Below are 12,684 nucleotides of genomic sequence, written 5' to 3'. Positions count from 1 at the left end.
GAGCTAGCTCTTGTTACGTGAGGCGAGGGCGTTGAGCTGGTCGTTCAGGGCTTCCTTATGGGCGCGGGGCAACTGGTTCCAGTGCACGTCGAGCAGGGCGCCCTCAATGGCATAGAGGAGTACCCGCGAGGCGCGGAAGCCGCGGGCCAGCACGGCTCGATAGGCATTCACCGCGCCGATGCGGCGCAGGTCGGTGACGCTGTGGATGCCTACCGCGTGCAGCCACTGCGCCGAGGTCTTGCCAAGGTTCTTCAGGCTTTGCAGTTCGTCGCTCATGACGCCTCCTCTCCCTAGGGGTCGTCGGTACGGGGCGCGAGGCGGGTGCCGCGCCGCCGGGCGCGAAGCCCTGTGGCCGCTTGCGGAGATAGTGTAGCGGCCCGCTGGGAAAGCGCCCTGGGAGCTGGCTCAGAACCCTGGGAGGCGCTGGCGGATGGCGGCGATCAGCGCTTCCAGGCTGGTGCCGTCCTGGGTGTCGATGCGCCGGCTGCGTGGCTGTTCCTCGACGGAGAGCGGCTCGCGTGCGGCCTGTTGGGCGGCGATCACCTCCAGGGTGGCGTCGGATGGATCGCCGCCGGCGGCCTGACGCTGCTGCAGCCAGCTGGCGATCACCGCCTCGGGGGCCTGGCAGTCGAGAATCAGGAAGGGCACGCCGTTGTCCTCGGCGACCTGCCAGGCGGCCAGGCGCTGCTCGCGCTTCAGGTAGGTGGCGTCGATCACTACCGGGAAGCCCGCCTGCAGGGCGCGGCCGGCCAGCTCGTGCAGGCGCTGGTAGGTGGCGACGCTGGCCTCCGCGGAATAGATGCCGGCGTGCAGCTCGCCGCGGGCGGACTCGGTTTGGGCACCGAACAGGCGCTTGCGCTCCACGTCCGAGCGCAGGCGGATGGCGCCCAGCGCCTCGACCAGCTTGAGGGCCACCTGGCTCTTGCCTACCGCCGAGACCCCGTGGGTGATCATCAGCAGGCGCGAGGGGATGGCGCTGTAGCTCTCCGCCAGGGTGGCGTAGCTGCGGTACTGGCGGAGGATGGCCGCGCGCTGCACCGCATCCTGTTCCTGGGCCAGACGGAACAGGCTGACCTTGCCGCGCACCAGGGCGCGGTAGGCCTTGTAGAAGTTGATCAGCTCCAGGGCTGCGTAGTCGCCGGTGTGCTCCAGCCACTGGCTGACGAAGCGCCGAGCCAGCGGTTTGAGGCCGCGGTCCTCGAGGTCCATGGCGAGGAAGGCGGCATCCGAGGCGATGTCGATCAGGCGGAACGGCTCGTTGAACTCGATGCAGTCGAACAGCACCACCTCGTCGTCCAGCACGCAGGCGTTGCCGAGGTGGAGGTCGCCGTGGCACTCGCGGATCGCGCCGCTGGCCGCGCGGCTGGCGAGCAGCGGCTCGAGACGCTGGAAGCTGGCCTCGGTCCAGGCCTGCAGGACGTCCAGGCGTTGCAGGTCGGCCGGGTCGCTGAGCAATGGGCGGATCTGCTCGAAGTTCTGGAGCATGGGCGCGACTATGGCCTGTGGCGAGCACAGCGGATGCTCGGCTGGCACCGCCGGGGTGCGGGCGTGGAACTCGGCGATCTGCCGGGCCAGAGCGTCGATGTGCGCTGGGGTCAGCTCGCCGCAGGCCTGCATGGCGCTGAGCAACTGGTTCTGCGGGAACTGGCGCATCTTCAGCGCGTACTCGATGACCGGGCCCTCGCCGCCCAGCTGCGGCGCCTCGGCGCTGCCGGTGATCGGCAACACTTCCAGGTAGAGGCCCTGGGTGAGGCGCTGGTTGAGACGCAGCTCCTCCTCGCAGAAGTGCCGGCGGGCCTCCAGGGTGGTGAAGTCGAGGAAGCCGAAGTTCATCGGCTTCTTGATCTTGTAGGCATAGGGCCCGGTGAGCAGCACCCAAGAGATGTGCGTTTCGATGACCTGGAAACCTTCCACCGGGTGCGGGTAGAGCGCGGGATTTTGCAGGGCGGCGATCAGGGTCTGGCTCACGGTGGGGTCCTTGCGGCAGCAGTTGGTCGAACTGCGCATTATGGCTGCCGGGGCCGGGACTGCAAACCGCCGGGCTGCACCTTGCGGGCAGGGCAAAGTGCGTATAATGCGCCGCCATGACTCGATCCCGATCCCCCCGAAGTTCCCGTTCCCGCGGCCGCCGCGGCTCTTCAGGCATAGGTCGCTGGCTGGGCTGGGCGCTCAAGCTCGGACTGGTCGGCCTGGTGCTGCTGGCCGGTTTCGCCGTCTACCTCGACGCCGTGGTGCAGGAGAAATTCTCCGGCAAGCGCTGGACCATTCCCGCCAAGGTCTATGCCCGGCCTCTGGAGCTGTTCGTCGGCCAGAAGCTCAGCAAGGAGGACTTCCTCACCGAGCTGGATGCCCTCGGCTACCGCCGCGAATCGGCGGCCAGCGGCCCCGGCGCTGTGGCGCTAGCGGGAAATCAGGTGGAGCTGCACACTCGCGGCTTCCAGTTCTACGAGGGGGCCGAGCCCGCCCAGCGCATTCGCGTGCGCTTCTCCGGCGACTACGTGGCCGGTCTGAGCCAGGCCAACGGCGCCGAGCTGGCAGTGGCGCGCCTCGAGCCGCTGTTGATCGGCGGCCTGTACCCGGCGCACAACGAGGACCGCATCCTGATCCAGCTGGACCAGGTGCCGCCCTATCTGGTCGAGACCTTGCTGGCCGTGGAGGACCGCGACTTCTACAAGCACCACGGCGTTTCCCTGAAATCCATCGTCCGTGCCCTGTGGGTCAACACCACCAGCGGCCAGGTGCGTCAGGGCGGCAGCACCCTGACCCAGCAGTTGGTCAAGAACTTCTACCTGAGCAACGAACGCAGCCTGGTGCGCAAGCTCAACGAGGCCATGATGGCTGTGCTGCTCGAGCTGCACTACGACAAGCAGGAGATCCTCGAGGCCTACCTCAACGAAGTGTTCCTCGGCCAGGACGGCAACCGCGCGGTACACGGCTTCGGCCTGGCCAGCCAATACTTCTTCAGTCAGCCGCTGGCGGAGCTGAAGCTGCACCAGGTGGCGCTGCTGGTCGGCATGGTCAAGGGGCCCACCTACTACAACCCGCGCCGCTATCCCGAGCGCGCCCTGGCGCGCCGTAACCTGGTGCTCGACATGCTCGCCGAGCAGGGCGTGGTCAGCGCCGAGGTGGCTGCCTCCGCCAAGCAGCAGCCGCTTGGCGTCAGTCAGCGCGGCAGTCTGGCGAACAGCTCCTATCCGGCCTTCCTCGATCTGGTCAAGCGTCAGCTGCGCCAGGACTACCGCGAGGAGGACCTCACCGAGGAAGGGCTGCGCATCTTCACCAGTTTCGATCCCATCCTGCAGTCCAAGGCCGAGGCGGCCCTGGCCCAGACCTTCAAGTCCATGGCGGGGCGCAAGGGCATCGAGCAGGTGGAGGCGGCCATGGTGGTCACCAACCCGGAAACCGGCGAGATTCAGGCCATGATCGGCAGTCGCCAGCCACGCTTCGCCGGTTTCAACCGCGCCCTGGACGCGGTGCGGCCGATCGGTTCGCTGGTCAAGCCGGCGGTCTACCTGACCGCCCTGGAGCGTCCCAGCCAGTACACCCTGACCAGTTGGCTGGTCGACGAGCCCTTCTCGGTGAAGGGCCAGGACGGCCAGGTCTGGCGCCCGCAGAACTATGACCGCAGGGCCCACGGCACCATCTACCTGTACCAGGGGCTGGCCAACTCCTACAACCTGTCCACCGCCAAGCTGGGCCTGGAGGTGGGTGTGCCCACGGTGCTCAAGACCCTCGAACGGCTGGGGGTGTCGCGCAGCTGGCCGGCCTTTCCGTCGATGCTGCTGGGCGCCGGCGCGCTGACCCCGGTCGAGGTGGCGACCATGTACCAGACCATCGCCAACGGTGGCTTCAACACTCCGCTGCGGGCTATCCGCAACGTGCTCACCGCCGACGGCCAGCCGCTCAAGCGCTACCCCTTCCAGGTCCAGCAGCGATTCGACCCGGGCGCCATCTATCTGGTGCAGACCGCCATGCAGCGGGTGATGAGCGAGGGCACCGGACGTTCGGTGTACAACCAGCTGCCGCGTTCCCTCAATCTGGCCGGCAAGACCGGCACCAGCAACGATTCCCGCGACAGCTGGTTCGCCGGCTTCAGTCAGGACCTCCTGGCCGTGGTGTGGATGGGGCGCGACGACAACGGCCCGACCCCGCTGACCGGTGCCACCGGCGCGCTGCAGGTGTGGACCGGCTTCATGCGTCGTGCCGACCCGCTGCCGCTGAACATGCCGATGCCCGACAACGTGGTGATGGCCTGGGTGGACGCCGCCACTGGCCAGGGCTCGGCGGCCGGCTGCCCGAATGCGGTGCAGATGCCTTATATTCGGGGAAGTGAGCCGGCGCCTGGTCCGGCCTGCGGTCAGACCCCGGCGGACACCGTGATGGACTGGGTGCGCGGCTGGCTGAACTGATGCCCTGCGGCCTGCGCCGCCAACTGACGAGGTAATGTTGTGAGCAAGTGGTTGATTCCCGTGCTGACGTCCGGTGCGCTGCTGGCCGGCTGTGCGACTAACCCGCACGGTTCCATTCCGGTCGTGGAGTCCGGATCGTCGATCACGGAGGAGCAGGAAGGTGGTCCGGTCTACCAGGCCCAGGCCCCGGCGGCCGGTCCAGCGGTCCAGGCACTGCCGGAGGACTCCGGCGTGGTGGTGATGGTGCCCCAGCAGTCCTCCAGCCGGATCTACCCGGCCGGCGAAACCCCGCTCTCCGGCACCGTCGACGCCCAGCCGGCCACTTCCAGCGGCATTGTCCCCGGTCCGGTGACCGACGGCAGCTCCAGCTATGCGCCGTCATCCAGCTACAGTCCCCCTGGCCATGACGGCAGTTCCAGCTACACGCCCCCGGTCGCCAGCGCGCCGAGCGGTATTCCGCAGAGCGGCAGCCTGGCCGCCGACGAGCAGTTGGACGGTCCGGTGCTGGCCCTGCTGACCACCGCCCAGCAGCAACAGGGCAGCGGCGACCTGAACGGTGCGGCCTCCAGTCTTGAGCGCGCCCAGCGCATCGCCCCGCGCGAGCCCCAGGTGCTCTACCGGCTGGCCGAGGTCCGCCTGGCCCAGGGCGATGCCGCCCAGGCCGAACAGGTCGCTCAGCGCGCCCTGACCTACGCCGGCGGTCGCCCGACCCTGCAGGCCAGCCTGTGGGAGCTGATCGCCCAGGCCCGCGAACGTCAGGGCAATGCCGCTGGTGCCGCCCAGGCGCGCGAGCGGGCGCGAGTGAGCCTCTGATGGACGCCCGGGCCCCGGCGCTGGCCGAGCAGCTGCTGCTGATCGAACGGGAGATGCGCCAGCTCGGCTACTGGTCGGAAACCCCGCCGTCCGACCAGGCACTGGCCAGTTCGCAGCCATTCTGCGTGGATACCCTGCGCTTCGAGGAGTGGCTGCAGTGGATCTTCCTGCCGCGGATGAAGGTGCTGATCGAACAGGAGTTGGAATTGCCCTCGGTGTCCGGTATCCGCGCCATGGCGGAGGTGGTCTACCGCGAGGAGCCGGTGGAGAACCGCAGGCTGGTGGAACTGCTCGGCGAGTTCGACCGGCTTATCAATCGCAAGGTCTGAAGTCCCGACGGGCCTCAGCGGCAGTTCTTGGCGATCGCCTCTTCCGCCTCGCGGATGCGCTGCTGGCGCTCCTCCTCGCCGAGACGACGCGGTGCGCCATTTTCGTCGGTGACCCGCACGCGCGGGTTGTTGCGCAGCTGGGCCAGGTTGTTGCGGGTGGTCTCGCAGTACTTCTTGCGTTCCGCTTCCTGCCTGGCGACCTCCCGACGGACCTTCTCGTCGGCGGCCTTCTGCTCGGGGTCTTCCTGGCTGCCCGCGGCGGCGGTGGGCGCCACCGAGCGGATCTGCGGCACCTTGGTGTCGATCTGCTCGGCGGTCTGGCCCTGGGGCGGCTGGGCGCCGAAGTGGGTGATGCCCTTCTCGTCGACCCACTTGTAGACCTGGCTGGCCATGGCGGAGGCACTTAGGGCGAGCAGCAAGCTGCCGGTGAGGATCATGCGTCCCATTGCGGTTTCCTTGACGGTGGGCGGGATGACGATGGCGCCTACTATACCCAAAAGCCGGGCGCCCTCATGCTGCTGCAGATCACAGCGCCGGCGTCAATTGAACGCCGGCACGGCTTGACTTGGCCAGGCCATATCCGAACAATTCGAAATTCGCTGTAGTGGGCCAGCCGTGGGCGGACTTGCACAGCAGACCATGAGGTGCATACCCGCGCCGACCTGCTTTACCCGAACCGCGTTACCTCGCGCTGGGTGGGAGGGTCCCTCAACATCCGGGACGCTCCCGATACTTGCTCAGTCAGTAGCTGACGTAGTCGGCGACCACACGTCGCTCATGCTCTCTGCTTGGCAGTAAACCTACTCCGATTGCCGTCAGGTATTGACGGTCTTCTAGCGTTCCAGAGGTGAAAAACGTGGAGCTTCTATCCGGCGCTGAAATGGTCGTTCGCGCTTTGCGGGACGAGGGCGTTAAGTACGTTTACGGGTACCCGGGCGGTGCCCTCCTGCACATTTACGATGCGTTGTTCCGTCAGAACGACGTGACCCATATCCTGGTCCGCCACGAACAGGCCGCCACCCACATGGCCGACGGCTACGCCCGGGCCACTGGCAAGGCTGGTGTGGTCATGGTGACCTCCGGCCCCGGTGCCACCAACGCCATCACCGGCATTGCCACCGCCTACGCGGATTCCATTCCAATGGTGGTGATCTCTGGCCAGGTGCCTAGCACCATGGTCGGCACCGACGCCTTCCAGGAGACCGACATGGTCGGCATCTCCCGGCCAATCGTGAAGCACAGCTTCATCGTCAAGCATCCCTCGGAAATCCCCGAGGTAATCAAGAAGGCCTTCTACATTGCCCAGTCCGGCCGCCCAGGCCCGGTGGTAATCGACATTCCGAAGGACATGGGCGATCCGACCCAGAAGTTCGAGTACAGCTATCCGAAGAAGGTCAAGCTGCGCTCCTACAGCCCGGCGGTGCGCGGCCACTCCGGCCAGATCCGCAAGGCCGTGGAGATGCTCCTCGCCGCCAAGCGTCCGATCCTCTATTCCGGTGGCGGCGTGATCATGGGCGGCGCCTCGGAGCAGCTGACTGCCCTGGCGCGTCTGCTCAACCTGCCGGTGACCAACACCCTGATGGGGCTCGGCGGCTATCCGGGCAGCGACCGCCAGTTCCTCGGCATGCTCGGCATGCACGGCAGCTACACCGCCAACCTGGCCATGCACCACTCCGACGTGATCCTCGCCGTGGGTGCGCGCTTCGATGACCGGGTGATCAACGGTGCCAGCAAGTTCTGTCCGAACGCCAAGATCATCCACGTCGATATCGACCCGGCCTCCATCTCCAAAACCATCCGTGCCGACATCCCGATCGTCGGCCCGGTGGACAGCGTGCTGAGAGAGATGCTGGCCATCCTCGCCGAGATCGGCGGAGCCCCGAACAAGGAAAGCATGGCCAGTTGGTGGAAGCAGATCGACGAGTGGCGCGGTACCGGCCGGCTGTTCCCTTACAACGAGGGCGACGGCTCGATCATCAAGCCACAGAAGGTCATCGAGACCCTCTACGAGGTCACCAAGGGCGACGCCTACATCGCCTCCGATGTGGGCCAGCACCAGATGTTCGCCGCCCAGTACTACAAGTTTGACAAGCCCAACCGCTGGATCAACTCCGGTGGCCTCGGCACCATGGGCTTCGGCTTCCCGGCCGCCATGGGCATCAAGCTGAGCTTCCCGGATGCGGAAGTGGCCTGCGTTACCGGCGAGGGCAGCATCCAGATGAACATCCAGGAGCTGTCGACCTGTCTGCAGTACGACCTGCCGGTGAAGATCGTCAACCTCAACAACGGTGCGCTGGGCATGGTCCGCCAGTGGCAGGACATGCAGTACAACAGCCGCTACTCGCACTCCTACATGGAGTCGTTGCCCGACTTCGTCAAACTGGTCGAGGCCTATGGTCATGTGGGCATCCGCATCACCGACCTGAAGGACCTCAAGCCGAAGATGGAAGAAGCCTTCGCCCTGAAGAATCGCCTGGTCTTCCTGGACATCCAGGTGGACACTAGCGAGCACGTCTACCCGATGCAGATCCGGGACGGCTCCATGCGCGATATGTGGCTGAGCAAGACGGAGCGGACCTGATATGCGACACATCATTTCCCTGCTGCTGGAAAACGAACCGGGCGCCCTGTCGCGCGTGGTGGGGTTGTTCTCCCAGCGCAACTACAACATCGAAACTCTGACCGTGGCACCGACCGAGGACCCGACCCTGTCGCGTCTGACCCTGACCACCGTCGGTCAGGATGAGGTGATCGAGCAGATCACCAAAAACCTCAACAAGCTGATCGAAGTGGTCAAGCTGGTGAACCTGTCGGAAAGTGCCCACATCGAGCGCGAGCTGATGCTGGTCAAGGTCAAGGCCACCGGTGCCCAGCGCGCCGAGATCAAGCGCACCACCGACATCTTCCGCGGGCAGATCGTCGACGTGACCAGTAGCGTCTACACCATCCAGATGGCCGGCACCAGCGAGAAGCTGGACAGCTTCCTCCAGGCCATCGGCACTGCCGCGATCCTGGAAACCGTACGCAGCGGCGTCACCGGCATCGCCCGTGGCGACAAAGTGCTGAGCATCTGAATCAGTGAGTGGCCACAGCGGCCAATAGATAGGGGAACTCCCATGAAAGTGTATTACGACAAAGACTGTGACCTCTCGATCATCCAGGGCAAGAAAGTGGCCATCATCGGCTACGGCTCCCAGGGCCACGCCCACGCCTGCAACCTGAAGGATTCCGGCGTCGACGTCACCGTCGGTCTGCGTCCCGGCTCGTCCTCCATCGCCAAGGCCGAGGCCCATGGTCTGAAAGTCGCCGACGTGCCGACCGCCGTTGCTGCTGCCGATCTGGTCATGGTCCTGACCCCGGACGAATTCCAGGGCCGCCTGTACAAGGAAGAGCTGGAGCCGAACCTGAAGAAAGGCGCCACCCTGGCCTTCGCCCACGGCTTCTCCATCCATTACAACCAGGTGGTGCCGCGCGCCGACCTGGACGTGATCATGATCGCGCCCAAGGCCCCGGGTCATACCGTGCGCTCCGAGTTCGTCAAAGGCGGCGGCATCCCTGACCTGATTGCCGTCTACCAGGACGCCTCCGGCAACGCCAAGAACGTCGCCCTGTCCTACGCCTGCGGCGTGGGTGGCGGTCGTACCGGGATCATCGAGACCACCTTCAAGGACGAAACCGAAACCGACCTGTTCGGTGAGCAGGCCGTGCTCTGCGGTGGCTGCGTGGAGCTGGTCAAGGCCGGCTTCGAGACCCTGGTGGAAGCTGGTTACGCGCCGGAAATGGCCTACTTCGAGTGCCTGCACGAGCTGAAGCTGATCGTCGACCTGATGTACGAAGGCGGCATCGCCAACATGAACTACTCGATTTCCAACAACGCCGAGTACGGTGAGTACATCACCGGTCCGGAGGTGATCAACGAGCAGTCCCGTGCCGCCATGCGCAACGCTCTGAAGCGCATTCAGAACGGCGAGTACGCCAAGATGTTCATCACCGAGGGTGCCGCCAACTATCCGTCGATGACCGCCTATCGCCGCAACAACGCTGCTCACCCGATCGAGCAGATCGGCGAGAAGCTGCGTGCCATGATGCCGTGGATCGCGGCCAACAAGATCGTCGACAAGTCCAAGAACTAAGGACCGGCGAGAGAAAAGACGCGGCTTCGGCCGCGTTTTTTCGTTTCGGGTCGGGCTTCTGGTATAAAGCCTGTGCGCCGGAGGTGCAGCTTCCGGCCGAATCCTTCCAATCGTTGCAAGGTGCTGTACATGAGCGAACGCCCCGAGGAGTCCAACCAGGCTCCAGAAGCAGAAAGCCTGTTGCCCATCGACGAGCACGTCGAGGAGGGGCAGGATGCCGACGGCCGCAAGGTCCGCCACCGTGGCATCTATCTGCTGCCGAACCTGTTCACCACGGCCAACCTGTTCGCCGGCTTCTACTCCATCATCAACGCCATGAGCGGCCACTTTTCGGTGGCGGCGGCGACCATCTTCTTCGCCATGGTGCTGGATAGTTTGGATGGCCGCGTGGCTCGTCTGACCAATACCCAGAGCGCCTTCGGCGCCGAATACGACTCGCTGTCGGACATGGTCGCCTTCGGTCTGGCGCCGGCCCTGCTGGCCTACGAATGGGCGCTCACCGAGATGCGCAGCGTCGGCCTGGCGGTGGCCTTCATCTATGTGGCCGGCGCGGCCCTGCGTCTGGCGCGCTTCAATACCCAGATCGGCAAGATCGACAAGAAGTGGTTCATCGGTCTGGCCAGCCCGGCGGCGGCCGGCGTAGTGGCCGGCATCGTCTGGGCCTTCAGCGACTTCGGCATCAAGGGCACCAACATGTCCTTCCTGGTCGCCCTGATCGTCGCTCTGGCCGGTGCGCTGATGGTCAGCAACATCAAGTACTACAGCTTCAAGGATCTCGACCTCAAGGGTCGCGTGCCCTTCGTGGCCATCCTCGTGGTGGTGCTGGCCTTCGCCGTGGTATTCAGCGATCCGCCGCGCATCCTGCTGCTGATCTTCCTCGCCTACGCGGCGTCCGGCCCGGTCCAATATTTGTTGCAACTGCGCCGCCGCAAGCAGGCCAGCTGAAGCAATTTTCTCCCGGCTCCGCAGTCCATGTAGTGAACCCCTCTTTGCTGCTGCGGAGCCGCCATGCTGATCCAGATCCCCCCACCCTCGGCCTGCCGTGAATCGGAGGTCACCCCGGAATCCGTCTATCTGTCCCGTCGCCAACTGCTGGGCGCCGCCGCTGGGCTGGTCGCAGCGACTCTGCTGCCGGTTGCCCAGGGGGAGGGTGGTGACTATGCCGACGTGGAGCCGGTCGCGGCGCCGGCCTGGTTCAGGGAAAAGCTGCCCGGCGTACACTGGCGGGCGGTGACGCCGGGCGACGAGGCGGTGACCCCCTTCAAGACCGTCAGCCAGTACAACAACTTCTACGAGTTCGGTCCCAACAAGACCGACCCCGCCACTCGGGCGGCTGGCCTGGTGACCGAGCCCCGGACATTGCTGGTCGACGGGGAGGTGGCCAGGCCGGGGCGTCATGCCCTGGAGGATCTGGTCAGGCCGCAGCGTCTGGAGGAGCGCATCTACCGGCTGCGCTGCGTCGAGGGCTGGTCCATGGTCATCCCCTGGCTGGGTTTTCCGCTGGGCAGCCTGCTCGAGAGAGTGGAACCGACGAGTCGAGCGAGGTTCGTGCGCTTCGAGACTCTGGTCGATCCCGAGCGCATGCCCGGGCAGCGCTCGGGCTTCTCCCTGCTCGACTGGCCCTATGTGGAGGGCCTCCGCATTGACGAGGCCATGCATCCGCTGACCTTGCTGGCAGTGGGGATGTACGGACGCATCCTGCCCAACCAGAACGGTGCGCCGCTGCGGCTGGTAGTGCCCTGGAAGTACGGTTTCAAGAGCATCAAGTCGATTGTCCGGATCAGTTTGGTTGAGGAGCGGCCGCGCACCACCTGGGAGCTGGTGGCCTCCCATGAATACGGCTTCTACGCCAACGTCAATCCACAGGTCGACCATCCGCGCTGGAGTCAGGCTCGCGAACGCAGGCTGCCGAGCGGCCTGTTCAGTCCGAACATCATTCCGACTCGGCTGTTTAACGGCTACGACGAGGTGGCCGGGCTCTATGCCGGTCTGGATCTGCGGGAGAACTTCTGATGCGCTACGTTCCCTGGCGTCTCGCCGTGTTCTTCGCCGCCCTGCAGCCGGTCGTGCTGTGGGGGTACCAGGCCTGGATCCTGGCCCTGGGAGGCGACCCCGGCAAGGTGTTGGTCGATCGCCTCGGCCTGGCGGCGCTTAGCCTGTTGCTGATCACGCTGGCCATGACGCCGTTGCAGCGGCTCACCGGCTGGGGTGGCTGGCTCGCGGTGCGCCGTCAGCTGGGGCTGTGGTGCTTCGCCTATGCCAGCCTGCACATTGCCGGTTACGCGATCTTCCTACTGGGGCTGGATTTGCAGCAGCTGCTCGTCGATTTCGCCAAGCGCCCTTACATCTTCGTCGGCACTCTGGCCTTTCTTGGCCTGCTCTCCTTGGCGCTCACCTCCAACCGCTTCAGCGTACGCCGCTTGGGGCGCCGCTGGAAGCGTCTGCACCGCCTGATCTACCCCGTCCTGGGGCTGGTGCTGCTGCACATGCTCTGGGGAGTGCGAGCCGATCTGGGGGAGTGGCTGCTCTATGCGGTGCTCGGGGCGGGGCTGCTGGCCCTGCGCCTGCCGGGGCTGTCCGGTCGGTGGCATTTCGGAGCATCTGCGGATGCCGAAAAGAAAATGCAATAAGTGCTTGACGCACCAATTTGGGGCCCTATAATGCGCACCACTTCCGGCGCGCAGCCAACGAAAAACACTTGATAATCAAAGAGTTATCGATGTTTTTTGGAGGGGCGGAAGGCCAGTTTGGCCGGTGCGGGAAGTGAGCTTCGGGAGGTTGACAGCAGGAATTGATGCTGTATGATTCGCCTCCCGCTGCCGGGCGGAGCGAAGAGCGAAGAGTTCGGTGGCACGCAAGCGGTTGAAGTAGAAAAGAAATTTTCGAAAAGCGCTTGACGGGGAGTAGGGCTGCTGTAGAATGCGCGGCCTTGGTTGAGGCGAAAGGCTCACCCAACTGTTCTTTAACAAGTGAATCAAGCAATTCGTGTGGGTGCTTGTG

General features: G+C 65.3%; 12 protein-coding genes. 9 read left to right on the top strand and 3 right to left on the bottom strand.

The window, feature by feature from the left end:
* Positions 1 to 3: 3 nt before the first annotated feature.
* Both H165_RS0100060 and H165_RS0100055 read right to left on the bottom strand, forming a co-directional pair.
* Positions 4 to 276, bottom strand: a complete 273-nt coding sequence (locus H165_RS0100060; protein ID WP_017936843.1) for a TfoX/Sxy family protein — start codon at positions 274 to 276, stop codon at positions 4 to 6.
* 129 nt (positions 277 to 405) lie between these two features.
* Positions 406 to 1,968 carry a bifunctional aminoglycoside phosphotransferase/ATP-binding protein gene (locus H165_RS0100055; protein ID WP_026146237.1) on the bottom strand — a complete coding sequence of 521 codons (1,563 nt, stop codon included), beginning with the start codon at positions 1,966 to 1,968 and terminating at the stop codon, positions 406 to 408.
* A gap of 116 nt (positions 1,969 to 2,084) precedes the next feature.
* Here H165_RS0100055 and mrcB point away from each other — a divergent pair, with 116 nt between their 5' ends.
* The 3 genes from mrcB to H165_RS0100040 are packed head-to-tail and all read left to right on the top strand — an operon-like array spanning position 2,085 to position 5,551.
* The gene (mrcB, locus tag H165_RS0100050; RefSeq protein WP_026146236.1) at positions 2,085 to 4,409 is read left to right on the top strand and encodes a penicillin-binding protein 1B; all 2,325 of its coding nucleotides are present in this window, start codon (positions 2,085 to 2,087) and stop codon (positions 4,407 to 4,409) included.
* 39 nt (positions 4,410 to 4,448) lie between these two features.
* Positions 4,449 to 5,222, top strand: a complete 774-nt coding sequence (locus H165_RS0100045; RefSeq protein ID WP_017936840.1) for a tetratricopeptide repeat protein — start codon at positions 4,449 to 4,451, stop codon at positions 5,220 to 5,222.
* Positions 5,222 to 5,551 (top strand): YqcC family protein, encoded by a 330-nt coding sequence (locus H165_RS0100040; protein ID WP_017936839.1) that lies wholly within the window; start codon positions 5,222 to 5,224, stop codon positions 5,549 to 5,551. The genes H165_RS0100045 and H165_RS0100040 overlap by 1 nt, the downstream gene beginning before the upstream one ends.
* Positions 5,552 to 5,565: 14 nt before the next feature.
* On the opposite strand, the gene H165_RS0100035 is transcribed toward H165_RS0100040, so the two are convergent.
* Positions 5,566 to 5,997: a DUF4124 domain-containing protein gene (locus H165_RS0100035; protein WP_017936838.1), complete on the bottom strand. Its 432-nt coding sequence runs from the start codon at positions 5,995 to 5,997 to the stop codon at positions 5,566 to 5,568.
* Positions 5,998 to 6,407: 410 nt separating this feature from the next.
* On the opposite strand from H165_RS0100035, the gene H165_RS0100030 reads away from it, so the two are divergent.
* From H165_RS0100030 to msrQ, 6 genes are all read left to right on the top strand, one after another.
* Positions 6,408 to 8,132, top strand: coding sequence for an acetolactate synthase 3 large subunit (locus tag H165_RS0100030; protein ID WP_026146235.1), 1,725 nt, complete (start codon positions 6,408 to 6,410; stop codon positions 8,130 to 8,132).
* Position 8,133: 1 nt separating this feature from the next.
* Complete coding sequence (gene ilvN / locus H165_RS0100025; protein WP_017936836.1) at positions 8,134 to 8,625, top strand: acetolactate synthase small subunit; 492 nt, start codon at positions 8,134 to 8,136, stop codon at positions 8,623 to 8,625.
* Between the two features lie 42 nt (positions 8,626 to 8,667).
* On the top strand, positions 8,668 to 9,684 hold the full coding sequence (gene ilvC / locus H165_RS0100020; RefSeq protein ID WP_017936835.1) for a ketol-acid reductoisomerase: 1,017 nt from the start codon (positions 8,668 to 8,670) through the stop codon (positions 9,682 to 9,684).
* 129 nt (positions 9,685 to 9,813) lie between these two features.
* On the top strand, positions 9,814 to 10,629 hold the full coding sequence (gene pssA, locus H165_RS0100015) for a CDP-diacylglycerol--serine O-phosphatidyltransferase (RefSeq protein WP_017936834.1): 816 nt from the start codon (positions 9,814 to 9,816) through the stop codon (positions 10,627 to 10,629).
* 63 nt (positions 10,630 to 10,692) lie between these two features.
* A complete protein-coding gene (msrP, locus tag H165_RS0100010; protein ID WP_017936833.1) occupies positions 10,693 to 11,697 on the top strand; it encodes a protein-methionine-sulfoxide reductase catalytic subunit MsrP in 1,005 nt (334 codons plus the stop codon).
* Positions 11,697 to 12,314 (top strand): protein-methionine-sulfoxide reductase heme-binding subunit MsrQ, encoded by a 618-nt coding sequence (gene msrQ / locus H165_RS0100005; protein ID WP_017936832.1) that lies wholly within the window; start codon positions 11,697 to 11,699, stop codon positions 12,312 to 12,314. Before msrP ends, msrQ begins: the two co-directional genes overlap by 1 nt.
* Positions 12,315 to 12,684 lie beyond the last annotated feature (370 nt).

Source organism: Pseudomonas thermotolerans DSM 14292, assembly GCF_000364625.1.
Taxonomy (GTDB): Bacteria; Pseudomonadota; Gammaproteobacteria; order Pseudomonadales; family Pseudomonadaceae; genus Aquipseudomonas; species Aquipseudomonas thermotolerans.
This window is presented reverse-complemented; position numbering and strand designations above follow the sequence as displayed.

Bases quoted from the DNA above. Each gene is read 5' to 3' on its own strand.
- H165_RS0100060 (WP_017936843.1), bottom strand. From the start codon at position 276: ATGAGCGACGAACTGCAAAGCCTGAAGAACCTTGGCAAGACCTCGGCG.
- mrcB (WP_026146236.1), top strand. From the start codon at position 2,085: ATGACTCGATCCCGATCCCCCCGAAGTTCCCGTTCCCGCGGCCGCCGC.
- H165_RS0100040 (WP_017936839.1), top strand. From the start codon at position 5,222: ATGGACGCCCGGGCCCCGGCGCTGGCCGAGCAGCTGCTGCTGATCGAA.
- H165_RS0100035 (WP_017936838.1), bottom strand. From the start codon at position 5,997: ATGGGACGCATGATCCTCACCGGCAGCTTGCTGCTCGCCCTAAGTGCC.
- ilvN (WP_017936836.1), top strand. From the start codon at position 8,134: ATGCGACACATCATTTCCCTGCTGCTGGAAAACGAACCGGGCGCCCTG.
- ilvC (WP_017936835.1), top strand. From the start codon at position 8,668: ATGAAAGTGTATTACGACAAAGACTGTGACCTCTCGATCATCCAGGGC.
- pssA (WP_017936834.1), top strand. From the start codon at position 9,814: ATGAGCGAACGCCCCGAGGAGTCCAACCAGGCTCCAGAAGCAGAAAGC.
- msrP (WP_017936833.1), top strand. From the start codon at position 10,693: ATGCTGATCCAGATCCCCCCACCCTCGGCCTGCCGTGAATCGGAGGTC.
- msrQ (WP_017936832.1), top strand. From the start codon at position 11,697: ATGCGCTACGTTCCCTGGCGTCTCGCCGTGTTCTTCGCCGCCCTGCAG.